Source organism: Pseudomonas sp. RW3S2 (genome assembly GCF_014268955.1).
In the GTDB taxonomy this organism is placed as follows: domain Bacteria; phylum Pseudomonadota; class Gammaproteobacteria; order Pseudomonadales; family Pseudomonadaceae; genus Aquipseudomonas; species Aquipseudomonas wayambapalatensis.
The window spans coordinates 1-24,256 of the sequence record NZ_JABWRM010000006.1 but is presented as its reverse complement, the minus strand read 5'-3'; the positions used below and the strand labels follow the sequence as shown (position 1 = coordinate 24,256).

Annotated in this window: 23 protein-coding genes and 4 tRNA genes; all 27 read right to left on the bottom strand. The window is 58.2% G+C overall.

The features are described from left to right. Positions 1-333: a 50S ribosomal protein L22 gene (rplV, locus tag HU748_RS10230; RefSeq protein WP_003103908.1), complete on the bottom strand. Its 333-nt coding sequence runs from the start codon at positions 331-333 to the stop codon at positions 1-3. Positions 334-344: 11 nt separating this feature from the next. After that, positions 345-620 (bottom strand): 30S ribosomal protein S19, encoded by a 276-nt coding sequence (gene rpsS / locus HU748_RS10225; protein ID WP_003255482.1) that lies wholly within the window; start codon positions 618-620, stop codon positions 345-347. A gap of 16 nt (positions 621-636) precedes the next feature. After that, complete coding sequence (rplB, locus tag HU748_RS10220) at positions 637-1,461, bottom strand: 50S ribosomal protein L2 (RefSeq protein ID WP_186670248.1); 825 nt, start codon at positions 1,459-1,461, stop codon at positions 637-639. 14 nt (positions 1,462-1,475) lie between these two features. Continuing rightward, positions 1,476-1,775 carry a 50S ribosomal protein L23 gene (gene rplW / locus HU748_RS10215; protein ID WP_003255484.1) on the bottom strand — a complete coding sequence of 100 codons (300 nt, stop codon included), beginning with the start codon at positions 1,773-1,775 and terminating at the stop codon, positions 1,476-1,478. Beyond that, positions 1,772-2,374 (bottom strand): 50S ribosomal protein L4, encoded by a 603-nt coding sequence (rplD, locus tag HU748_RS10210; protein ID WP_008089819.1) that lies wholly within the window; start codon positions 2,372-2,374, stop codon positions 1,772-1,774. Before rplD ends, rplW begins: the two co-directional genes overlap by 4 nt. A 12-nt stretch (positions 2,375-2,386) precedes the next feature. Beyond that, on the bottom strand, positions 2,387-3,022 hold the full coding sequence (gene rplC / locus HU748_RS10205; protein WP_054893562.1) for a 50S ribosomal protein L3: 636 nt from the start codon (positions 3,020-3,022) through the stop codon (positions 2,387-2,389). 81 nt (positions 3,023-3,103) lie between these two features. Beyond that, positions 3,104-3,415, bottom strand: coding sequence for a 30S ribosomal protein S10 (gene rpsJ, locus HU748_RS10200; RefSeq protein ID WP_003186070.1), 312 nt, complete (start codon positions 3,413-3,415; stop codon positions 3,104-3,106). Positions 3,416-3,556: 141 nt separating this feature from the next. Beyond that, positions 3,557-4,750 carry an elongation factor Tu gene (gene tuf, locus HU748_RS10195; RefSeq protein WP_013970626.1) on the bottom strand — a complete coding sequence of 398 codons (1,194 nt, stop codon included), beginning with the start codon at positions 4,748-4,750 and terminating at the stop codon, positions 3,557-3,559. A gap of 27 nt (positions 4,751-4,777) precedes the next feature. Next, on the bottom strand, positions 4,778-6,925 hold the full coding sequence (fusA, locus tag HU748_RS10190; protein WP_186670246.1) for an elongation factor G: 2,148 nt from the start codon (positions 6,923-6,925) through the stop codon (positions 4,778-4,780). Positions 6,926-6,955: 30 nt separating this feature from the next. Further along, positions 6,956-7,426: a 30S ribosomal protein S7 gene (gene rpsG / locus HU748_RS10185; RefSeq protein WP_003246741.1), complete on the bottom strand. Its 471-nt coding sequence runs from the start codon at positions 7,424-7,426 to the stop codon at positions 6,956-6,958. A gap of 106 nt (positions 7,427-7,532) precedes the next feature. Further along, a complete protein-coding gene (gene rpsL, locus HU748_RS10180; protein WP_003255492.1) occupies positions 7,533-7,904 on the bottom strand; it encodes a 30S ribosomal protein S12 in 372 nt (123 codons plus the stop codon). Between the two features lie 210 nt (positions 7,905-8,114). Continuing rightward, positions 8,115-12,314 carry a DNA-directed RNA polymerase subunit beta' gene (gene rpoC, locus HU748_RS10175; RefSeq protein ID WP_186670244.1) on the bottom strand — a complete coding sequence of 1,400 codons (4,200 nt, stop codon included), beginning with the start codon at positions 12,312-12,314 and terminating at the stop codon, positions 8,115-8,117. A 64-nt stretch (positions 12,315-12,378) separates the two neighbouring features. Next, positions 12,379-16,452, bottom strand: a complete 4,074-nt coding sequence (gene rpoB / locus HU748_RS10170; protein WP_151926555.1) for a DNA-directed RNA polymerase subunit beta — start codon at positions 16,450-16,452, stop codon at positions 12,379-12,381. A 220-nt stretch (positions 16,453-16,672) separates the two neighbouring features. Continuing rightward, positions 16,673-17,041, bottom strand: coding sequence for a 50S ribosomal protein L7/L12 (gene rplL / locus HU748_RS10165; protein ID WP_054893558.1), 369 nt, complete (start codon positions 17,039-17,041; stop codon positions 16,673-16,675). Between the two features lie 80 nt (positions 17,042-17,121). Further along, complete coding sequence (gene rplJ, locus HU748_RS10160) at positions 17,122-17,622, bottom strand: 50S ribosomal protein L10 (protein ID WP_029614620.1); 501 nt, start codon at positions 17,620-17,622, stop codon at positions 17,122-17,124. A 203-nt stretch (positions 17,623-17,825) separates the two neighbouring features. Beyond that, on the bottom strand, positions 17,826-18,521 hold the full coding sequence (gene rplA, locus HU748_RS10155) for a 50S ribosomal protein L1 (RefSeq protein WP_028692260.1): 696 nt from the start codon (positions 18,519-18,521) through the stop codon (positions 17,826-17,828). Next, entirely contained in the window at positions 18,521-18,952 is a 432-nt protein-coding gene (gene rplK / locus HU748_RS10150; RefSeq protein ID WP_003255500.1) for a 50S ribosomal protein L11, read from the bottom strand. Before rplK ends, rplA begins: the two co-directional genes overlap by 1 nt. Positions 18,953-19,071: 119 nt before the next feature. Next, complete coding sequence (gene nusG, locus HU748_RS10145) at positions 19,072-19,605, bottom strand: transcription termination/antitermination protein NusG (protein WP_003255501.1); 534 nt, start codon at positions 19,603-19,605, stop codon at positions 19,072-19,074. A 9-nt stretch (positions 19,606-19,614) separates the two neighbouring features. Next, complete coding sequence (gene secE / locus HU748_RS10140; protein WP_186670240.1) at positions 19,615-19,983, bottom strand: preprotein translocase subunit SecE; 369 nt, start codon at positions 19,981-19,983, stop codon at positions 19,615-19,617. A 44-nt stretch (positions 19,984-20,027) separates the two neighbouring features. Beyond that, positions 20,028-20,103: transfer RNA gene (locus tag HU748_RS10135), tRNA-Trp, on the bottom strand. Positions 20,104-20,158: 55 nt separating this feature from the next. Continuing rightward, the gene (gene tuf / locus HU748_RS10130) at positions 20,159-21,352 is read right to left on the bottom strand and encodes an elongation factor Tu (protein ID WP_013970626.1); all 1,194 of its coding nucleotides are present in this window, start codon (positions 21,350-21,352) and stop codon (positions 20,159-20,161) included. Positions 21,353-21,431: 79 nt separating this feature from the next. Further along, positions 21,432-21,507: transfer RNA gene (locus tag HU748_RS10125), tRNA-Thr, on the bottom strand. 28 nt (positions 21,508-21,535) lie between these two features. Beyond that, positions 21,536-21,609 (bottom strand) — tRNA-Gly (locus HU748_RS10120). Between the two features lie 24 nt (positions 21,610-21,633). Then, positions 21,634-21,717: transfer RNA gene (locus HU748_RS10115), tRNA-Tyr, on the bottom strand. 142 nt (positions 21,718-21,859) lie between these two features. Continuing rightward, entirely contained in the window at positions 21,860-22,285 is a 426-nt protein-coding gene (locus tag HU748_RS10110) for a hypothetical protein (RefSeq protein ID WP_186670238.1), read from the bottom strand. Between the two features lie 7 nt (positions 22,286-22,292). Beyond that, the gene (locus HU748_RS10105; protein WP_186670236.1) at positions 22,293-23,042 is read right to left on the bottom strand and encodes a pantothenate kinase; all 750 of its coding nucleotides are present in this window, start codon (positions 23,040-23,042) and stop codon (positions 22,293-22,295) included. After that, entirely contained in the window at positions 23,032-23,991 is a 960-nt protein-coding gene (birA, locus tag HU748_RS10100) for a bifunctional biotin--[acetyl-CoA-carboxylase] ligase/biotin operon repressor BirA (RefSeq protein ID WP_186670234.1), read from the bottom strand. Before birA ends, HU748_RS10105 begins: the two co-directional genes overlap by 11 nt. Positions 23,992-24,256 lie beyond the last annotated feature (265 nt).

The following is a 24,256-nucleotide window of genomic DNA, read 5'->3' as shown; positions in this document are numbered from 1 at the left end:
TTACTTGTCCGCAACCTTGACAGTGATATGGCAAGACCGCTTGACGATGCGATCAGCGCGGCCTTTGGCACGCGGCATGATGCGCTTCAGCGAACGCCCTTCGTTGACGAAAACGGTGCTGACCTTCAGGTCATCAACGTCTGCGCCTTCGTTGTGTTCGGCGTTGGCAACGGCCGACTCGAGGACTTTCTTCATGATTTCAGCGGCTTTTTTGCTGCTGAAGGCCAACAGGTTGAGCGCTTCGCCCACCTTCTTCCCGCGGATCTGGTCGGCGACCAAGCGGGCTTTCTGGGCGGAGATTCGAGCGCCCGACAACTTAGCGGCTACTTCCATTTCCTTACCCCTTAACGCTTGGCTTTCTTGTCAGCCACGTGCCCGCGATAGGTGCGGGTACCGGCGAACTCGCCCAGTTTGTGGCCGACCATGTCTTCGTTCACGAGAACTGGGACGTGTTGGCGACCGTTGTGTACCGCGATGGTCAGACCGACCATTTGTGGCAGGATCATCGAACGGCGCGACCAGGTTTTCACTGGCTTGCGATCATTCTTCTCCACCGCCACTTCGACCTTCTTCAGCAGGTGAAGATCGATAAAAGGACCTTTTTTCAGAGAACGTGGCACTGTCGTATCCCTCTAGTTACTTGCGACGACGGACGATCATGTTGTCGGTACGCTTATTACCACGGGTCTTCGCACCCTTGGTTGGGAAGCCCCATGGCGATACCGGATGACGACCACCGGAGGTACGACCTTCACCACCACCATGTGGGTGGTCAACCGGGTTCATGGCAACACCACGAACGGTCGGGCGAACGCCGCGCCAGCGTTTAGCACCTGCTTTACCCAGCGAACGCAGGCTGTGCTCGGAGTTCGAGACTTCGCCCAGGGTCGCACGGCACTCAGCCAGTACTTTACGCATCTCACCAGAGCGCAGACGCAGAGTCACGTATGCACCTTCACGCGCGATCAGCTGAGCCGAAGCACCAGCGGAACGAGCAATTTGCGCACCTTTACCCGGCTTCAGTTCGATGCCGTGAACGGTGCTACCTACTGGGATGTTGCGCAGTTGCAGGGAGTTACCGGCCTTGATTGGGGCCAGGGCACCTGCGATCAGCTGGTCGCCAGCACTCACGCCTTTAGGGGCGATGATGTAGCGACGCTCACCGTCTGCGTAGCACAGCAGGGCGATGTGAGCAGTACGGTTCGGGTCGTATTCGACGCGCTCGACAGTGGCTGGAATGCCATCTTTGTCGTTGCGACGGAAGTCGACCAGACGGTAATGCTGCTTGTGACCACCACCAACGTGACGAGTGGTAATGCGGCCATTGTTGTTACGACCACCAGACTTCGATTTCTTCTCGAGCAGCGGTGCGTGAGGAGCGCCTTTGTGCAGCTCCTTGTTGACCACCTTGACCACGAAACGGCGGCCAGGGGAAGTCGGTTTGCATTTAACGATTGCCATGATGCACCCCTTCCTTACTCAGCACTGCTGCTGAAATCGAGATCTTGGCCTGGCTGAAGGGAGACGATCGCCTTCTTCCAGTCATTACGCTTGCCCAGACCACGTGCGGTACGCTTGGTTTTACCCAGAACGTTGACAGTCGACACGTTTTCAACTTTTACGTTGAACAGGCCTTCGACAGCTTTCTTGATTTCCAGCTTGGTTGCATCGGTAGCAACCTTGAATACGAACTGGCCTTTCTTCTCAGCCAGAACGGTAGCCTTCTCGGAAACGTGCGGGCCAAGGAGGACTTTGAATACGCGTTCCTGGTTCATCCCAGCAGCTCCTCGAATTTCTTCACGGCCGAGACAGTGATCAACACTTTCTCGTAGGCGATCAGGCTGACCGGGTCGGAACCTTGAACGTCACGTACGTCGACGTGCGGCAGGTTACGAGCAGCCAGGTACAGATTCTGATCAACTGCGTCCGAAACGATCAGTACGTCGTTCAGGCCCATGCCGTTCAGCTTGTTCAGCAGGTCTTTGGTTTTCGGCGCTTCAACAGCGAAGTCCTGAACCACAACCAGACGATCGCTACGCACCAGCTCGGCGAGGATGGAGCGCAGGGCTGCGCGATACATCTTCTTGTTGAGCTTCTGCGAGTGATCCTGAGGGCGAGCTGCGAAGGTTACACCACCGCCACGCCAGATCGGACCACGAGTGGTACCGGCACGAGCACGGCCAGTACCCTTCTGACGCCATGGGCGCTTACCGCCACCGGCTACGTCAGAGCGGGTCTTCTGCTGCTTGGTGCCCTGACGGCCGCCGGCCATGTAGGCCACGACTGCTTGGTGTACCAGCGTCTCGTTGAATTCGCCACCGAAAGTCAGTTCGGAAACTTCGATCGCCTGAGCGTCATTTACATTGAGTTGCATGTCAGTTTCCCCTTAACCGCGAGCCTTGACAGCCGGACGCACAACCACGTCGCCGCCAGTAGCGCCTGGAACGGCACCCTTGATCAGCAGCAGGTTGCGTTCAGCGTCTACGCGTACTACTTCCAGGGACTGTACAGTCACGCGCTCAGCGCCCATGTGACCGGACATCTTCTTGCCCTTGAATACACGACCAGGAGTCTGGCACTGGCCGATGGAGCCAGGGACACGGTGCGATACGGAGTTACCGTGGGTGTTATCCTGACCACGGAAGTTCCAACGCTTGATGGTACCGGCGAAGCCTTTACCTTTGGACTGACCGGTTACGTCTACCAGCTGGCCTGCAGTGAAGAGTTCAGCTTTGATCAGATCGCCAGCCTGGAAATCGCCTTCTTCAAGACGGAACTCCCAAACACCGCGACCAGCGGCAACGTTAGCCTTGGCGAAGTGACCTGCCTGAGCGGCAGTCACACGCGAAGCACGACGCTCGCCGACAGTGACTTGCACTGCACGGTAGCCATCGGTTTCTTCAGTTTTGAACTGGGTGACGCGATTCGGCTCGATCTCAATGACCGTGACCGGAATGGAGACACCTTCTTCGGTGAAAATGCGGGTCATACCGCACTTGCGACCGACTACACCAATAGTCATGTTGTAAACCTCATGAGTGTACGGGGCTTTCACCCGCTATGGCCGCCCATTTCAGAGCGTTACACGACTCAGACCGAAGTCTTAGCCGAGGCTGATCTGCACTTCCACACCTGCCGCGAGATCAAGCTTCATCAGCGCATCAACGGTTTTATCCGTTGGCTGGACGATGTCCAGAACGCGCTTATGAGTGCGAATCTCGTACTGGTCACGCGCGTCTTTGTTGACGTGCGGGGAGACCAGAACGGTGAAACGCTCTTTGCGGGTAGGCAGTGGAATTGGACCACGCACTTGTGCACCAGTACGTTTCGCGGTTTCCACGATTTCCTGGGTGGATTGGTCGATCAGGCGATGGTCGAAAGCCTTCAACCTGATACGGATTTGCTGATTTTGCATTGGATTTCAGACTCCAGGCTGTTCCCAACGGACGCACTACGCCCGCTAAAAGGAGGCGTGATTCTATAGACGCCCCTATTTAGTGTCAACCCAATAAAAAAAACCCCCGCTAAGCGGGGGTTTTTTCAATCGGTCGAGTGATTACTCGATGATTTTGGCTACGACGCCGGCGCCGACGGTACGACCGCCTTCACGGATGGCGAAGCGCAGACCGTCTTCCATTGCGATGGTCTTGATCAGGGTGACAGTCATCTGAATGTTGTCACCTGGCATTACCATCTCAACGCCTTCCGGCAGTTCGCAGTTACCGGTCACGTCAGTGGTACGGAAGTAGAACTGAGGACGGTAGCCTTTGAAGAACGGAGTGTGACGACCGCCTTCTTCCTTCGACAGAACGTAGACTTCTGCGGTGAACTTGGTGTGCGGCTTGACCGAACCTGGCTTGACCAGAACCTGGCCACGCTCAACGTCGTCACGCTTGGTACCACGCAGCAGAACGCCGCAGTTCTCGCCAGCACGACCTTCGTCCAGCAGCTTGCGGAACATCTCAACGCCGGTGCAGGTGGTGGTGGTGGTGTCACGCAGACCAACGATTTCCAGCGGATCCTGAACGCGGACGATACCACGCTCGATACGACCGGTCACAACGGTACCACGACCCGAGATCGAGAATACGTCTTCGATCGGCATCAGGAACGGCTGGTCGACGGCACGAACTGGCTCAGGGATGTAGGCATCCAGAGTTTCTACCAGCTTCTTGACAGCGGTAGTGCCCATTTCGTTGTCGTCTTTGCCTTCCAGCGCCATACGAGCCGAACCGATGATGATCGGGGTGTCGTCGCCTGGGAAGTCGTAGGTGGACAGCAGGTCGCGAACTTCCATCTCGACCAGTTCCAGCAGCTCAGCGTCGTCTACCAGGTCAGCCTTGTTCAGGAAGACCACGATGTACGGAACGCCTACCTGACGGGACAGCAGGATGTGCTCACGGGTTTGTGGCATCGGACCATCGGCGGCCGAGCAAACCAGGATCGCGCCGTCCATCTGGGCAGCACCGGTGATCATGTTCTTCACGTAGTCAGCGTGACCTGGGCAGTCAACGTGAGCGTAGTGACGAATGTTCGAGTTGTACTCGACGTGAGCGGTGTTGATGGTGATACCGCGCGCTTTTTCTTCCGGAGCCGAGTCGATCTTGTCGAACTCAACGACTGCCGAACCGAAAACTTCGGAGCAGACGCGAGTCAGAGCTGCGGTCAGAGTGGTCTTACCGTGGTCAACGTGGCCGATAGTGCCGACGTTAACGTGGGGAAGGGAACGATCAAATTTTTCTTTAGCCACGACAGTGAACCTCTTGCCTAAAGGGGATTAGCCTTGTTTTTTGACGAGTGCTTCGACGATGTTCGACGGAGCTTCGGCGTATTTGGAGAATTCCATGGAGTAGCTTGCGCGACCCTGAGACATGGAACGAACGTCGGTCGCGTAACCGAACATCTCTCCGAGCGGTACCTCAGCAGTGATTACCTTGCCGGACACCGAGTCTTCATTACCCTGGATCATCCCACGACGACGGCTCAGGTCACCCATCACGTCACCCAGGTAGTCTTCCGGGGTTACAACTTCGACCTTCATGATCGGCTCAAGCACCACGCCACCGCCCTTCTGGGCCAGCTGCTTGGTCGCCATCGAAGCGGCGATCTTGAACGCCATTTCGTTGGAGTCGACGTCGTGGTACGAACCGTCGAATACCGTAGCCTTCAGGCCGAGCAGCGGATAGCCGGCAACAACGCCGTTTTTCATCTGCTCTTCGATACCCTTCTGGATCGGGGCGATGAATTCCTTAGGAATCACACCACCAACGACTTCGTTGGTGAACACCAGACCTTCGGTGATGTTGCCTTTGTCGTCCACGTCCGGCTCCGAGAAACGGATCCAGCAGTGACCGAACTGACCACGACCACCCGACTGACGAACGAACTTGCCTTCGATCTCGACGTTGGACTTGGTGATCTTCTCGCGGTACGAAACCTGCGGCTTGCCGACGTTGCACTCGACATTGAACTCGCGCTTCATGCGGTCAACGAGGATGTCCAGGTGCAGCTCACCCATACCGGAGATGATGGTCTGGCCGGTTTCTTCGTCGGTCTTGACGCGGAACGACGGGTCTTCCTGGGCCAGCTTGCCCAGAGCGATACCCATCTTCTCCTGGTCAGCCTTGGTTTTCGGCTCTACGGAGAGCGAAATTACCGGCTCAGGGAAGTCCATACGCTCGAGGATGATCGGCTTGTCGGCGTTGCACAGGGTGTCACCGGTGGTGACGTCCTTCATGCCGATCAGAGCAGCGATGTCGCCAGCGCGTACTTCTTTGATCTCTTCACGCTGGTTGGCGTGCATCTGCACCATACGACCAACGCGCTCTTTCTTGCCCTTGACCGAGTTGATGACGGAGTCACCGGAGGTCAGGAAGCCCGAGTAGACGCGAACAAAGGTCAGAGTACCCACGAACGGGTCGGTGGCAATCTTGAACGCCAGGGCCGAGAACGGCTCGTTGTCGTCAGCAGGACGCTCGTCATACTGCTCTGGAGTGACTTCATCCTTCGGCACGTCGATCAGATCAGGGTGGATACCCTTGATCGCAGGGATCTCGGTGGGCGCAGGCAGGAAGTCAATGACGGCGTCGAGAACCAGGGGAACGCCCTTGTTCTTGAACGAGGAACCGCAGACAGCAGGAACGATCTCGCTCGCCAGGGTACGGGCGCGCAGACCAGCCTTGATGTCTTCGACGGACAGGTCACCTTCTTCAAGGTACTTGTTCATCAGCTCTTCGTTGGCCTCGGCAGCAGCCTCGACCATGTTGTTGCGCCATTCGTTGGCCAGGTCCACCAGCTCGGCAGGAATCTCTTCCTCACGGTAGGTAGTACCTTTGTCGTCGTCGTTCCAGTAGATGGCTTTCATCTTGATCAGGTCAACCTGACCCTGGAAGTCGTCTTCTGCACCGATAGCCAGCTGGACCGGAACCGGGGTGTGACCCAGGCGGTTCTTGATCTGGCCGACAACGCGCAGGAAGTTGGCACCGGCACGGTCCATCTTGTTCACGTAGACAACACGCGGAACGCCGTACTTGTTGGCCTGACGCCATACGGTTTCGGACTGAGGCTCAACGCCGGAGGTGCCGCAGAACACGACGACCGCGCCGTCGAGTACACGCAGCGAACGTTCTACTTCAATGGTGAAGTCAACGTGGCCGGGGGTATCGATGACGTTTACGCGGTAGTTGTCGTACTGACCACGGGAGCCTTTCCAGAAGGTGGTAACGGCAGCGGAGGTAATGGTGATACCGCGCTCCTGCTCCTGCACCATCCAGTCGGTGGTCGCGGCGCCATCATGCACCTCGCCCATCTTGTGGCTCAGACCTGTGTAGAACAGGATCCGCTCGGTAGTGGTGGTCTTGCCCGCGTCAACGTGAGCACAGATACCGATGTTACGGTAGCGGTTAATTGCTGTAGTACGAGCCATAAAGCCCTCGCAAAATGATTGATGCTTGAATTAGAAGCGGTAGTGCGAGAACGCTTTGTTGGCTTCGGCCATACGGTGCACGTCTTCACGCTTCTTGACTGCAGCACCCTTGCCTTCGGCAGCATCCAGCAGTTCGCCGGCCAGACGCAGGGCCATCGACTTCTCGCCGCGCTTGCGGGCGTAGTCTACGAGCCAGCGCATTGCCAGAGCGTTACGACGGGATGGACGAACTTCAACCGGAACCTGGTAAGTGGCACCGCCGACACGACGGGACTTTACTTCGACCAGCGGAGCGATGGCGTCGAGAGCTTTCTCGAAGATTTCCAGGGGGTCGCTGTTCTTGCGTGCTTTGACGGTATCCAGGGCACCGTAAACGATGCGCTCGGCTACGGCCTTCTTGCCGCTTTCCATCACGTGGTTCATGAACTTGGCGAGGATCTGAGATCCGTATTTCGGATCGTCAAGGATCTCACGTTTTGCTGCTACACGACGTCTTGGCATGATAAGCCCTCAAACGGTCTTCAGGTTAGCCCGGGACGCGGGTCTTCGACCCCTGCCCGACCTTACTCTTATCGACTCAAATAAATGGATGTCTGCAAACGCCCGATTACTTCGGACGCTTGGTACCGTACTTCGAACGACCCTGGTTACGGCCTTTGACGCCCGAAGTATCCAGAGAGCCGCGAACGGTGTGGTAACGAACACCTGGCAAGTCTTTTACACGGCCGCCACGGATCAGGACGACGCTGTGCTCTTGCAGGTTGTGGCCTTCACCACCGATGTACGAGGAAACCTCGAAACCGTTGGTCAGACGCACACGGCATACTTTACGCAGTGCCGAGTTAGGTTTTTTCGGCGTGGTGGTGTACACACGGGTGCACACGCCACGACGCTGCGGGCAGTTCTGCAGCGCAGGAACGTCGGACTTCTCGACCGAACGCTTGCGCGGCTGACGTACCAGCTGGTTGATAGTTGCCATCTACTAGCTCCACTGATTGTCTTGCGACTCTATTGTCTTGCAAGAAAGCCAAAAATTGGCGAGACGGAGCCTCACCAAATTTAAGGGTACAAAAGTCTAAAGAGGATCTTGCACCCAGTCAAGACAAGGCCCCGACCCTTCCTGCCCGATCATCGGCAACAAATCATGTCACCGAGGCTCGGGAGGAAGGGGCCGGGGCCCCGCCTCTTCTTAGTTGCCGCTGGAGTTCAGCGCTTCGGTCAGTGCGGCTTCCACCTCACTGGCGCTCACACGCAGCGGCTTGTCGGCATCACGGCGACGCTTGCGCTCGCTGTGGTAGGCCAGACCGGTACCGGCCGGGATCAGACGACCCACGACCACGTTCTCTTTCAGGCCGCGCAGGTAGTCGCGCTTGCCGGTTACCGCCGCTTCGGTCAGTACGCGGGTGGTTTCCTGGAAGGAAGCCGCGGAGATGAACGACTCGGTCGACAGCGAGGCCTTGGTGATACCCAGCAGGACACGGGTGAACTTGGAGATGAACTTGTCTTCACTCGCCAGACGCTCGTTCTCTACCAGTACCTGGGTCAACTCCATCTGGTCGCCCTTGATGAAGCTGGAATCGCCGGACTCGGAGATCTCAACTTTACGCAGCATCTGACGCAGGATGGTCTCGATGTGCTTGTCGTTGATCTTCACGCCCTGCAGGCGGTAAACGTCCTGAATCTCGTTGACGATGTACTTGGCCAGCGCGCTGACACCCAGCAGACGCAGGATGTCGTGCGGATCGCTCGGACCGTCGGAGATGACTTCGCCGCGGTTTACCTGTTCGCCTTCGAAGACGTTCAGGTGGCGCCACTTCGGAATCAGCTCTTCGTACGGATCGCTGCCATCGGTCGGCGTGATGACCAGGCGACGCTTGCCCTTGGTCTCTTTACCGAACGCGATGGTGCCGCTGACTTCAGCCAGGATCGACGCTTCTTTCGGACGACGCGCTTCGAACAGGTCGGCAACGCGTGGCAGACCACCGGTGATGTCACGAGTCTTCGACGTTTCTTGCGGGATACGCGCAATAACGTCACCGACACCGATCTGGGCACCGTCAGCCACACCGACGAGGGCGTTGGCCGGCAGGAAGTACTGAGCCGGTACGTCGGTACCTGGCAGGTACAGGTCCTTGCCGTTGGCATCGACCATCTTGATGGCCGGACGGATTTCCTTGCCAGCGGCAGGGCGATCCTTAACGTCCAGGACTTCAATGTTGGTCAGACCGGTCAGTTCGTCGGTCTGGCGCTTGATGGTGATGTTTTCTTCCATGCCCACGAAGGTCACGGTACCTTTCAGTTCGGTAACGATCGGGTGGGTGTGCGGGTCCCACTTGGCGACGATGGCGCCAGCTTCGACCTTGTCACCTTCCTTGACCGAAATCACCGCACCGTAAGGCAGCTTGTAACGCTCACGTTCACGACCGAATTCGTCGGCAATGGCCAGCTCGCCGGAACGCGATACCGCGACCAGGTTGCCATCGGCACGCTCGACCTGCTTCAGGTTGTGCAGACGCACCATGCCGCCATTCTTCACCTGGACGCTGTCGGCAGCCGAGGTACGGCTTGCAGCACCACCGATGTGGAAGGTACGCATGGTCAGCTGGGTACCCGGCTCACCGATCGACTGTGCAGCGATAACGCCGACAGCTTCACCGATGTTCACCTGGTGACCACGAGCCAGGTCACGACCGTAGCACTTGGCGCAGATGCCGTAGCGGGTTTCGCAGCTGATCGGCGAACGCACGACCACTTCGTCGATGCTGTTCAGCTCGATGAACTCGACCCACTTCTCGTCGACCAGGGTGCCGGCAGGAACGATGACGTCCTCGGTACCTGGCTTGAACACGTCGCGGGCGATGACACGACCCAGTACACGCTCACCCAGCGGCTCTACAACGTCGCCACCTTCGATGTGCGGCGTCATCAGCAGGCCCTGGTCGGTGCCGCAGTCGATCTCGGTCACGACCAGATCCTGCGCCACGTCTACCAGACGGCGAGTCAGGTAACCGGAGTTCGCAGTCTTCAGTGCGGTATCCGCCAGACCTTTACGAGCACCGTGGGTCGAGATGAAGTACTGCAGTACGCTCAGACCTTCACGGAAGTTCGCGGTGATCGGCGTCTCGATGATCGAGCCGTCCGGCTTGGCCATCAGACCACGCATACCGGCCAGCTGACGGATCTGTGCAGCGGAACCCCGCGCACCCGAGTCAGCCATCATGTACATCGAGTTGAAGGACTCTTGCTCGACTTCCTTGCCCTCGCGGTCGATGACCTTCTCTTTCGAGAGGTTGGCCATCATCGCCTTGGACACTTCGTCGTTCGCCTTCGACCACAAGTCGATGACCTTGTTGTACTTCTCGCCCTGGGTAACCAGGCCCGAGGCGTACTGGCTTTCGATTTCCTTCACCTCATCGGTAGCAGTACCGATGATGCGGGCTTTTTCGTCCGGGATAACGAAGTCGTTAACACCGATCGAGACGCCGGAAATGGTCGAGTAAGCGAAACCGGTGTACATCAGCTGGTCAGCGAAGATCACGGTCTCTTTCAGACCAACCACGCGATAGCACTGGTTGATCAGCTTGGAGATCGCCTTCTTCTTCATCGGCTGGTTGACCACGTCGTACGGCAGACCTGCCGGAACAACCTGGAACAGCAGCGCACGGCCGACGGTGGTGTCGACGATACGGGTGTTCTTGACCACCGAGCCATCACGCTCTTTCACGGTCTCGTTGATACGGACCTTGATTTTCGCGTGCAGGGCAGCCTCGCCGGCGCGGAATACGCGGTCGACTTCCTGCAGGTCAGCGAACACGCGACCTTCGCCCTTGGCGTTGATGGCTTCACGGGTCATGTAGTACAGACCCAGTACAACGTCCTGCGAAGGAACGATGATTGGCTCACCGTTGGCTGGCGACAGGATGTTGTTGGTCGACATCATCAGCGCGCGCGCTTCGAGCTGGGCTTCCAGGGTCAGCGGCACGTGAACGGCCATCTGGTCACCGTCGAAGTCGGCGTTGTACGCGGCACAGACCAGCGGGTGCAGCTGAATCGCCTTGCCTTCGATCAGCACCGGCTCGAACGCCTGGATACCCAGACGGTGCAGCGTCGGTGCACGGTTCAGCAGGACGGGGTGTTCGCGGATGACTTCGGCGAGAACGTCCCAGACCTCTGGCAGCTCGCGCTCGACCATCTTCTTGGCGGCCTTGATGGTGGTCGCCAGACCACGCATTTCCAGCTTGCCGAAAATGAACGGCTTGAACAGCTCGAGGGCCATCTTCTTCGGCAGACCGCACTGGTGCAGGCGCAGGGTCGGGCCTACGGTAATTACCGAACGACCGGAGTAGTCCACGCGCTTACCGAGCAAGTTCTGACGGAAGCGACCTTGCTTACCTTTGATCATGTCGGCCAGCGACTTCAGCGGACGCTTGTTCGAGCCAGTGATGGCACGACCGCGACGGCCGTTGTCGAGCAGGGCGTCGACCGCTTCCTGCAGCATGCGCTTTTCGTTGCGCACGATGATGTCCGGCGCCGACAGATCGAGCAGGCGCTTCAGACGGTTGTTACGGTTGATCACCCGACGATACAGATCGTTCAGGTCGGAGGTCGCGAAGCGGCCGCCATCCAGCGGAACCAGCGGACGCAGGTCCGGCGGCAGCACTGGCAGGACGGTCAGGACCATCCACTCAGGCAGGTTGCCCGAGCCCTGGAAAGCTTCCATCAGCTTCAGGCGCTTGGACAGCTTCTTGATCTTGGTTTCGGAGTTGGTCTGTGGAATCTCTTCGCGCAGACGACCGATCTCGTGCTCCAGGTCGATCGCGTGCAGCAGTTCGCGGACAGCCTCGGCACCCATGCGGGCGTCGAAGTCGTCACCGAACTCTTCCAGCGCTTCGAAGTACTGCTCGTCGTTCAGCAGCTGACCCTTCTCGAGGGTAGTCATGCCCGGATCGATCACCACGTAGCTCTCGAAGTAGAGCACGCGCTCGATGTCACGCAGGGTCATGTCCATCAGCAGGCCGATACGGGACGGCAGCGACTTCAGGAACCAGATGTGGGCGACCGGCGAGGCCAGCTCGATGTGCGCCATGCGCTCACGACGAACCTTGGCCAGGGCAACTTCAACGCCGCACTTCTCGCAGATCACACCGCGGTGCTTGAGGCGCTTGTACTTGCCGCACAGGCACTCGTAGTCCTTGACTGGGCCAAAGATCTTGGCGCAGAACAGGCCGTCACGCTCAGGCTTGAACGTACGGTAGTTGATGGTTTCCGGCTTCTTAACTTCACCGAACGACCACGAACGGATCATTTCAGGCGACGCCAGACCGATGCGGATGGCGTCGAACTCTTCGACTTGACCCTGGTTTTTCAGCAAATTCAGTAGGTCTTTCAAGGCCTTTCCTCCTGGCGGAGCAGGAAGCGGGCTGTACCAGCCCCGCTCCCCTTCGCGTCACGTGTTATTCGGTTTCCAGATCGATATCGATACCGAGCGAACGGATCTCTTTGATCAACACGTTGAAGGACTCGGGCATGCCCGGCTCCATACGGTGATCGCCATCCACGATGTTCTTGTACATCTTGGTACGGCCGTTCACGTCGTCCGACTTCACTGTGAGCATTTCTTGCAGGGTGTATGCCGCGCCGTATGCTTCCAGCGCCCACACTTCCATCTCCCCGAAACGCTGACCACCGAACTGCGCCTTACCACCCAGCGGCTGCTGGGTAACCAGGCTGTAGGAACCAGTGGAACGCGCGTGCATCTTGTCGTCCACCAAGTGGTTCAGCTTGAGCATGTACATGTAACCAACGGTCACAGGACGCTCGAACTTGTTGCCGGTACGGCCGTCGAACAGCACCATCTGGCCGCTCTCTGGCAGGTCGGCCAGCTTCAGCATGGCCTTGATCTCACGCTCCTTGGCACCGTCGAAGACAGGCGTCGCCATCGGCACACCTTTCTTGAGGTTGTTGGCCAGGGCGAAGATCTCTGCGTCGGAGAACTCGTCGAGGTTTTCCTGACGACCACCGATCTCGTTGTAGATCTCGGTCAGGAAGGTGCGCAGCTCGGCTGCCTTGCGCTGCTCTTCGATCATGCGGTCGATCTTCTCGCCCAGACCTTTGGCCGCCAGGCCCAAGTGGGTTTCGAGAATCTGACCGACGTTCATACGCGAAGGTACGCCCAGCGGGTTCAGTACGACGTCGACCGGAGTACCGTTGGCGTCGTGCGGCATGTCTTCTACCGGCATGATCACCGAGACGACACCCTTGTTACCGTGACGACCGGCCATCTTGTCACCCGGCTGGATGCGACGGCGGATTGCCAGGTAGACCTTGACGATCTTCAGTACGCCTGGAGCCAGGTCATCGCCCTGCTGCAGCTTGCGCTTCTTGTCTTCGAACTTGTCGTCCAGCAGACGGCGACGATCGACGATGTACTGCTGAGCCTTTTCCAGCTGCTCGTTCAGTGCATCTTCGGCCATGCGCAGTTTGAACCACTGGCCGTGCTCCAGACCGTTCAGTACGTCGTCAGTGATCACGGTGCCTTTCTTCAGGCCCGCACCACCGTCGACCACCTGGCCGTTCAGAGCAGAACGCAGACGCTCGAAGGTCGCGCCTTCGACGATGCGGAACTCTTCGTTGAGGTCCTTGCGGATCTCGTCCAGCTGCATCTTCTCGATCGCCAGGGCGCGGCTGTCGCGCTCAACGCCATCGCGGGTGAAGACCTGTACGTCGATGACGGTGCCCTTGGTGCCGGTCGGCACGCGCAGGGAGGTGTCTTTGACGTCGCTGGCCTTCTCACCGAAGATCGCACGCAGCAGTTTCTCTTCCGGCGTCAGCTGGGTCTCACCTTTCGGAGTGACCTTGCCGACCAGGATGTCGCCGGCGCCGACTTCGGCACCTACGTAGACGATACCGGCTTCGTCCAGCTTGTTCAGCGCAGCCTCACCCACGTTCGGGATGTCCGCGGTGATTTCCTCTGGGCCAAGCTTGGTGTCACGGGCCACACAGGTCAGTTCCTGGATGTGGATCGTGGTGAAGCGATCTTCCTGGACCACACGCTCGGACAGGCAGATGGAGTCTTCGAAGTTGAAGCCGTTCCACGCCATGAACGCGATGCGCATGTTCTGGCCCAGCGCCAGTTCACCCATGTCGGTGGACGGGCCGTCGGCCATGATGTCGCCACGCGCGACCACATCACCCTTGCTCACCAGCGGACGCTGGTTGATGCAGGTGTTCTGGTTCGAACGGGTGTACTTGGTCAGGTTGTAGATATCCACACCTGCTTCACCGGTCTCGACTTCGTCGTCGGCCACACGCACGACGATACGGCTGGCGTCGACCGAGTCGATCACACCACCGCGGCGAGCCACGACGCAGACGCCGGAGTCACGGGCGACGTTGCGCTCCATGCCAGTACCTACCAGCGGCTTGTCGGCACGCAGGGTCGGTACAGCCTGACGCTGCATGTTCGAACCCATCAACGCACGGTTGGCGTCGTCGTGCTCGAGGAACGGAATCAGAGAGGCAGCAACGGAAACAACCTGCTTCGGCGAAACGTCCATCAGGGTGACGTCTTCCGGCGCCTTGACGGTGAATTCGTTCAGGTGACGGACCGCTACCAGCTCGTCGATCAGGTGCTTCTGCTCGTTCATCGCAGCCGAAGCCTGGGCGATGACGTGATCAGCTTCTTCGATCGCCGACAGGAACACGATGTCGTCGGTGACCACACCCTCTTTCACCACACGGTACGGGCTTTCCAGGAAGCCGTACTGGTTGGTGCGGGCGTAGGCCGCCAGGGAGTTGATCAGACCGATGTTCGGACCTTCCGGCGTCTCGATCGGGCACACGCGGCCGTAGTGGGTCGGGTGTACGTCACGAACTTCGAAGCCTGCGCGCTCACGGGTCAGACCGCCCGGGCCGAGTGCAGAGACACGACGCTTGTGGGTGATCTCGGAGAGCGGGTTGTTCTGGTCCATGAACTGCGAGAGCTGGCTGGAGCCGAAGAACTCTTTCACCGCCGCCGCAACCGGCTTGGCGTTGATCAGGTCCTGCGGCATCAGGCCTTCGCTTTCGGCCATCGACAGACGCTCTTTGACCGCACGCTCGACGCGCACCAGGCCAACGCGGAACTGGTTCTCGGCCATCTCGCCGACGCAACGCACACGACGGTTACCCAGGTGGTCGATGTCGTCGACGATGCCCTTGCCGTTACGGATGTCGACCAGGGTCTTCAGTACATCGACGATGTCTTCCTTGCTCAGCACGCCCGAACCTTCGATCTCGGTACGACCGATACGACGGTTGAACTTCATGCGGCCGACTGCGGACAGGTCGTAACGCTCGGCGCTGAAGAACAGGTTGTTGAACAGGGTCTCGGCGGCGTCCTTGGTTGGCGGCTCGCCTGGGCGCATCATGCGATAGATTTCGACCAACGCTTCCAGCTGGTTGCTGGTGGTATCGATCTTCAGCGTATCGGCGATGAACGGACCGCAGTCGATATCGTTGGTGTACAGGGTCTCGATGCGAACGACCTGGGCCTTGGCGATCTTGACCAGCAGATCGGTGGTCAGCTCGGTGTTGCACTCGGCCAGGATTTCACCAGTTGCCGGGTGCACGATGGCCTTGGCAGTGGTACGGCCAATCATGTACTCGAGCGGAACGTCCAGCTGCTTGACGCCAGCTTTCTCGATCTGGTTGATGTGGCGCGCAGTGATACGGCGGCCTTGCTCGACGATGACCTTGCCGGTGTCGTCGGTGATGTCCATGACCGCAACTTCACCGCGCAGGCGCTGGGCAACCAGCTCCAGGCTCAGCTTCTCACCGGAAACGTGGAACACGTTGGTGGTGTAGAAGGTGTCCAGGATCTCTTCGGTGCTGTAGCCCAGGGCGCGCAGCAGTACGGAGGCCGGCAGCTTGCGGCGACGGTCGATACGGACGAACACGCAGTCCTTCGGATCGAACTCGAAGTCGAGCCAGGAGCCGCGGTAAGGAATGATGCGAGCGGAGTACAGCAGCTTGCCGGAGCTGTGAGTCTTGCCACGGTCGTGGTCGAAGAACACACCAGGCGAACGGTGCAGCTGGGAAACGATCACACGCTCGGTACCGTTGATAACGAAGGTACCGTTCTCAGTCATCAGGGGGATTTCACCCATGTAGACTTCTTGCTCTTTGATGTCCTTGATCGCTTTGTTCGACGATTCCTTGTCGAAGATGATCAGGCGCACCTTGACCCGCAGTGGGACCGCGAAGGTCACGCCACGCAGGACACATTCCTTCACATCGAAGGCAGGCTCGCCCAGGCGATAGCCTACGTACTCCAGGGCAGCATTGCCGGAGTAGCTGATGATCGGGAATACCGATTTGAAGGCCGCATGCAGACCGACGTCGCGGAACTGATCCTTGGATGCTCCCGCCTGCAGGAATTCGCGATACGAATCCAGCTGGATGGCCAGGAGGTACGGCACATCCATGACGTCCGGCAACTTGCTAAAGTCCTTGCGGATACGTTTTTTCTCAGTGTATGAGTAAGCCATCAGCGTTCCCCAGCTTGGTCACCTGCTTGTTTGGCTTCTCCCGGCGGGAGCAGCCAGAAAATCGTGCAAACCCCTTGGTTTGCGCCACCCACATGGGTGTCTTGCAGCTCGTTATCGGGGCCGACCTGATCGGCCACCAATAACGGAAAAAGGCCGGTGGCACAGGCCACCAGCCGTCAGCCCTACGCTTGACGCTCAGGCTGCAGTCGCAAAGTCGAAATTACTTCAGCTCGACTTTAGCGCCAGCTTCTTCCAGCTTCTTCTTAGCGTCTTCAGCGGCTTCTTTCGAAACGCCTTCAGCTACAACCTGAGGAGCGCCATCGACTTTCTCTTTGGCTTCTTTCAGGCCCAGACCGGTCAGCTCGCGAACGGCTTTGATGACGTTCACTTTCTTGTCGCCGGCTTCAACCAGGACAACGTTGAACTCGGTCTGCTCTTCAACAACGGCAGCGGCAGCAGCTGGGCCAGCGGCAACAGCGGCAGCAGCGGTAACGCCGAAGGTTTCTTCCATTGCTTTGATCAGTTCAACAATTTCCAGAACGGTTTTCTGGCCGATTGCTTCGATGATTTGCTCGTTAGTCAGAGACATGACTATGAATTCCTGTATTGGGGGACAGCCTTACACGGCCATCAAATTAAACGTTTGATTTCGAGAGAAGCTACGCCGCCTTAGGCAGCAGCGGCTTCTTTCTGGTCGCGCAGAGCTGCCAGGGTACGAGCCAGCTTGCTGGTTGCACCTTGGATTACGCTCATCAGCTGTGCGATAGCCTCGTCGCGAGTTGGCAGGGTTGCCAGCACGTCGATCTGGTTAGCGGCAAGGAACTTGCCGTCGAACGCAGCTGCCTTGATCTCGAACTTGTCCTGACCCTTGGCGAATTCCTTGAACAGACGGGCAGCAGCGCCCGGGTGTTCGTTGGAGAACGCAATCAGGGTAGGGCCGGTGAAGGCGTCGTTGAGGACACTGAATTCAGTGTCAGCAACAGCGCGCTTGAGCAGGGTGTTACGTACGACACGTACGTATACGCCAGCTTCACGAGCCTCTTTACGGAGTCCGGTCATTGCGCCTACAGTCACACCACGGGCATCGGCCACGACAGCGGACAGAGCGACTTTGGCAGCCTCGTTGACTTCAGCGACGATGGCCTTCTTGTCTTCGAGTTTAATTGCCACGGGTTTACTCCTGGTTTCTACCGTTTCATCTGGCCGAGGCCGGATGTCGTTTTGGTGTCTGATTCGCGAGCGAATCGGGAGCACCATCTGCGTAGGCTTGTGTTTTAAGACTTGCGTCGCCTACGGTCTTGGATAGCCCCCGCCAGGCAGGGACCCCAATCTTGTTGCAGCCGGCGCGCTCGAAAGACCGCGCCGACTTTGCATTACACGTTCAGCGAGCTCTGATCGATGATCAGACCTGGGCCCATGGTGGTGCTCAGGGTAACGCGCTTGACGTAGATACCTTTCGAAGAAGCTGGCTTGATACGCTTCAGATCAGCGATCAGGGCTTCAACGTTTTCCTTCAGCTTGCCAGCTTCAAAGCCGATCTTGCCAACGGAGGTGTGGATGATACCGTTCTTGTCGGTACGGTAGCGAACCTGACCAGCCTTGGCGTTCTTGACGGCAGTGGCTACGTCCGGGGTCACGGTACCGACTTTCGGGTTAGGCATCAGGCCGCGAGGACCCAGAACCTGACCCAGCTGACCGACAACGCGCATGGCATCAGGGGATGCGATGACGACGTCATAGTTCAGGTCGCCGCCTTTCATTTCGGCAGCCAGATCGTCCATACCTACGCGGTCAGCGCCGGCAGCCAGAGCGGCCTCGGCAGCTGGGCCCTGGGTGAAGACGGCAACGCGTACGGTCTTGCCAGTGCCGTGCGGCAGCACAGTAGCGCTACGAACGACCTGGTCGGATTTACGCGGGTCAACACCGAGGTTTACGGCGATGTCGTACGACTCGACGAATTTGGCAGCCGGCAGCGAAGCCAGCAGGGTAGCGGCCTCTTCGAAGTTGTAGGCCTTGCCTGCTTCGATTTTCTCGGCGATTGCCTTTTGACGCTTAGTCAGCTTAGCCATTACACACCCTCCACGTTCAGGCCCATGCTGCGGGCAGAGCCAGCGATGGTGCGTACAGCTGCATCCAGGTCAGCGGCGGTCAGATCAGCCTGCTTTGCCTTGGCGATATCTTCCAGCTGAGCGCGGGTGACGGTACCGACCTTGACGGTGTTCGGACGAGCCGAACCGCTGGTCAGGCCAGCAGCTTTCTTCAGCAGAACCGAGGCAGGGGTGCTCTTGGTTTCGAAGGTGAAGCTACGGTCACTGTAGACAGTGATGATCACAGGAGTCGGCAGGCCGGCTTCTTGACCCTGAGTACGGGCGTTGAAGGCCTTGCAGAATTCCATGATGTTCACACCGTGTTGACCCAGTGCTGGACCAACGGGTGGGCTTGGGTTGGCCTGGCCGGCCTTTACTTGCAGCTTGATATAAGCCTGAATCTTCTTAGCCATGAGCTACTCCAAAATCGGGTTCGAACGCCTGGTGGCTCCCCGGATGACTTGCGTTTTATCCCAGTGACGACAAAACCCCGCAGCACATAGGGCTGCGGGGTATGGGATGCATCGTTCAGTTAGACCTTCTCGACCTGACTGAACTCGAGCTCTACCGGAGTAGAGCGACCGAAAATGAGCACTGCAACCTGCAGGCGGCTCTTCTCGTAGTTAACTTCTTCGACGCTACCGTTGAAATCAGCGAATGGACCGTCAATGACGCGAACCACTTCGCCCGGCTCGAACAGCGTCTTCGGCTTGGGCTTGTCACTGCCATCGGCAACGCGACGCAGGATAGCTTCAGCCTCTTTATCGGTGATCGGCGCGGGCTTGTCCGCGGTACCACCAATGAAACCCATGACTCGAGGGGTATCCTTGACCAAGTGCCAAGTCCCTTCGTTCATTTCCATCTGCACCAGGACGTAGCCCGGGAAGAATTTACGCTCACTCTTGCGCTTCTGGCCGTTGCGCATTTCGACGACTTCTTCGGTCGGGACGAGAATCTCGCCAAACCCGTCTTCCATGCCTGCCAGCTTCACGCGCTCGATGAGGGAGCGCATTACATGCTTCTCGTAACCCGAGTAAGCATGCACAACATACCAACGCTTAGCCACGAGACACCCTTAGCCAACAATCAAGGAAACCAACCAACCGAGCAGGGAATCGAGACCCCACAACAGCAGCGCCATAACGAGCACCACAGCCACAACGATCAAAGTGGTCTGAGTAGTCTCCTGGCGGGTTGGCCATACGACTTTACGAATTTCGGTACGAGCTTCCTTCGCCAGCGCAAAGAACGACTTACCCTTCGCAGTCTGCAGAGCAACAAAGCCTGCGACAGCTGCCAGGGCGAGCAGCGCAAGAACGCGGTACAGGATAGGAGCAGCGGAGTAATACTGATTACCCACGACACCTACGACAACCAATGCAACTACAGCCAGCCACTTGAACAGATCAAAACGCGATTCTTGGGCTTCAGTTTTGGGAGTCATCGGGGAGGATCCTGTAAGAAGAAAGCCAATCACACCGAGGTGAATGGCAGGTCAGGAGGGAATCGAACCCCCAACCTACGGTTTTGGAGACCGTCGCTCTGCCAATTGAGCTACTGACCTGTAACGCTGTATCAGGCCGGCCATTATGCCGGCCTGATTTAGATAAATCAACTACTTATTCAATAATCTTCGCTACGACACCGGCGCCGACGGTACGACCGCCTTCACGGATGGCGAAGCGCAGACCGTCTTCCATTGCGATGGTCTTGATCAGGGTGACAGTCATCTGAATGTTGTCACCTGGCATTACCATCTCAACGCCTTCCGGCAGTTCGCAGTTACCGGTCACGTCAGTGGTACGGAAGTAGAACTGAGGACGGTAGCCTTTGAAGAACGGAGTGTGACGACCGCCTTCTTCCTTCGACAGAACGTAGACTTCTGCGGTGAACTTGGTGTGCGGCTTGACCGAACCTGGCTTGACCAGAACCTGGCCACGCTCAACGTCGTCACGCTTGGTACCACGCAGCAGAACGCCGCAGTTCTCGCCAGCACGACCTTCGTCCAGCAGCTTGCGGAACATCTCAACGCCGGTGCAGGTGGTGGTGGTGGTGTCACGCAGACCAACGATTTCCAGCGGATCCTGAACGCGGACGATACCACGCTCGATACGACCGGTCACAACGGTACCACGACCCGAGATCGAGAATACGTCTTCGATCGGCATCAGGAACGGCTGGTCGACGGCACGAACTGGCTCAGGGATGTAGGCATCCAGAGTTTCTACCAGCTTCTTGACAGCGGTAGTGCCCATTTCGTTGTCGTCTTTGCCTTCCAGCGCCATACGAGCCGAACCGATGATGATCGGGGTGTCGTCGCCTGGGAAGTCGTAGGTGGACAGCAGGTCGCGAACTTCCATCTCGACCAGTTCCAGCAGCTCAGCGTCGTCTACCAGGTCAGCCTTGTTCAGGAAGACCACGATGTACGGAACGCCTACCTGACGGGACAGCAGGATGTGCTCACGGGTTTGTGGCATCGGACCATCGGCGGCCGAGCAAACCAGGATCGCGCCGTCCATCTGGGCAGCACCGGTGATCATGTTCTTCACGTAGTCAGCGTGACCTGGGCAGTCAACGTGAGCGTAGTGACGAATGTTCGAGTTGTACTCGACGTGAGCGGTGTTGATGGTGATACCGCGCGCTTTTTCTTCCGGAGCCGAGTCGATCTTGTCGAACTCAACGACTGCCGAACCGAAAACTTCGGAGCAGACGCGAGTCAGAGCTGCGGTCAGAGTGGTCTTACCGTGGTCAACGTGGCCGATAGTGCCGACGTTAACGTGGGGAAGGGAACGATCAAACTTTTCCTTAGCCATCGATACAGTCCTCCGCAGAAGAAATAGTTACTACCCTGATAAAACAAAGGCAGATATTTTCATATCTGCCTTGTTTATATGGAGCTCTTGAGCGGACTTGAACCGCTGACCTCACCCTTACCAAGGGTGTGCTCTACCAACTGAGCTACAAGAGCGAAACTCTTTGCGCCAAAACAGCAAACTTGGAGCGGGTAGCGGGAATCGAACCCGCATCATCAGCTTGGAAGGCTGAGGTTCTACCACTAAACTATACCCGCGGAGCTTGCGGCTCTCGCTAAAACTGGTGGAGGGAGAAGGATTCGAACCTTCGAAGCTCTCGCAACGGATTTACAGTCCGTCCCCTTTGGCCGCTCGGGAATCCCTCCAGATGTGGCGGGCATTCTATTTACCTGCCGGCCTGTAGTCAAGCATTTTTTCAATTAAATCTGAAAGTTAGCTGCTTTGACTACGCTTCCGGTACCACCACCTGAGCGGTGTTCCCTGCGAAGCGGGCGCCATTCTATCAAGCTATTCGCCAGTTGCAATACCCTGGCAGAAAATAATTTTATGTTTTAAGTCTTTGAAATCACTGGAAAGACTGGCGAGGACCGCCTCATCCAGCAAACGCTCGCTGTCAGGGCTTACCTTGAGCCAGAAGCCGTCCGCGCCAGCCAACTGCCCCTGCACCGGCTGAGCGGCGATATCGAGGCTCAGCAACCGTTGACGCAACGCTACCAGCTCATCCTGCCCGGCAAATCCCCCCACCACCAGGCACTCATCTCTGCGCCTGGCGGGAGCTGCCGCCCCCGTCTCCCGAAGCAGACGGATCTCCTGCTGACTTCCCTTGTAGAGGGAAAGGGGTGCAACCTCCTTGACCCGTACCGGCGCCTCCTGCTGGCGCCACACGTAATAGACGGCATTTAGCACTACCAACAGCAGAAACAACCAACGCATAGGCACCTCAACTCAAGGGGCAGGCCATCGCCAGGCCAACAAAGACCAGGTCCGGTACAACCCGCGCACCAGGTGCAGACACCTGGACCAGGGGCGCATCACCTCCCGTGAGGAAGACGCTGAACTCACTACCCCAGAGGGCGCGCGCCTGATCGATCTGCGTGCGGGCGAAACCCTGCAGCATCAGGACGCATCCGCGCTCGACCGCCTCGACCGTGGAGCGCCCAGGCTCAAGACTGCTCAACGCACGCTCGGCCGAGGCATCGTCATAACGAATACGGCGGGTGTGCGTCCGCAGCTGGCTACGCATCAACGGCATCCCCGGACAGATGTATCCACCCAGATGCTGACCATCGGCCGCTACGAAATCCGCCTTGGCGGCTGTGCCGAAATCCATCACCAGGCAAGCCCCTTTGGCCAGGTGGAATGCACCGAGGGCGGCAAGCCAGCGGTCCATGCCCAGGCGCTCATGATCTTCATAGCCATTGCGCACACCCGCCATTTCGACAACAGGACGCGCAACCCGCACTTCGACGGCGAAGGCTTGCCTGATCGCCTCGCACAGCGCATCGGTTTCTTCCTCGCTGCGCACACTGACCATTCGTGCGCCCGCCAGGCGTGCCGCAGCCAGCCCACTGACGGCAGCCAACAGCGCCTGATCCGAATCAACGATGCCGCCCCCCACGATGGTGGCATCTGCAGCATGAATCACACGCCACTTGATAAAGCTGTTACCGCAATCGAGCTCAAGAATCATCGCGCAACCTCAACCCGAGCTCTCCACCACTGAAGCTCTTCTCCACACCCTCGACATCCATGCGCAGACCGCCCTGCCCGTCCACACCCAGCACAATGCCATCGACCGTCTGATTGCCGGCGATCAGCGAGACCTTGCGCCCCTGCCACAGATGCGCCTGCTCCCATTCTTCCTGGAAAGCAGCGAAGCCATAGCGACGATGGCGCGAAAGCTCATGCTGCAATTGCTGGTTCAACTGCGCAACCAGACGATTGCGATCGATGAGCTCGCCAGTCTCCCGACGCATCGACGTCCACTGCTGGTCGACCTGATCATTGCTCTGCATGTTCACATTGATGCCGATACCCAGCACAACGTGACAGACATCCGCGGGGTCGCCAACCAGCTCCAGGAGAATGCCGACAATCTTCTTGTTACCAACAAGAACGTCATTCGGCCACTTCAGCCCCGCACCTTTTACACCGAGGGCATGTAGCGTACGCATCACCGCCAGGCCAACGACCAGGCTCAGCCCCTCGAGCTGGCGCATGCCCCCCTCCACCCGAAGCACCAGGCTGTAATAGAGATTTTCGGCGAATGGGCTGACCCAGTGTCGGCCACGCCGACCACGACCAGCACTCTGGCGCTCGGCAAGCACCAGGAAGGGCGCAGCCTGGCCCTGCCCGATCAGACGCAGAGCCTCGGCATTGGTCGAATCTATTGAGTCATGAACAAGAACAGGCCACTGCTCACCCTGAGTGAATGCAGCAATCGCCGAAGCCTCGAGCAGGCTCAATGGCGTAGCAAGCTGGTATCCACGACCACGCACCTTGTGAATGGTGAGGTTCAGCTCGCTTTCCAGGTGCTGCAGCTGCTTCCACACGGCGCTGCGGCTCACCCCCAAGGCTTCCCCCAGGCCCTGGCCAGAATGAAACCGGCCATCCTTGAGGAGATTCAACAACTTCAGCATGCCAGTCTCGACTTGAAATAAGGCTGGCATGATAGCCACGGGCTGCTGGATTGCATAGGAAAAGGGAGGGGATATCCCTGCGAGAACGGGTGCGCAGACGGAACCATACCCTGTAGAGGCAGGCTTGTCCCGTGGCATGGGCGGTCCGGTTTGGCGAACGCCAGAAAGACAAAACCCCTACCTGCTCACGCAGATAGGGGTTTTGCGAAATGAATCTTGACGATGACCTACTCTCACATGGGGAAACCCCACACTACCATCGGCG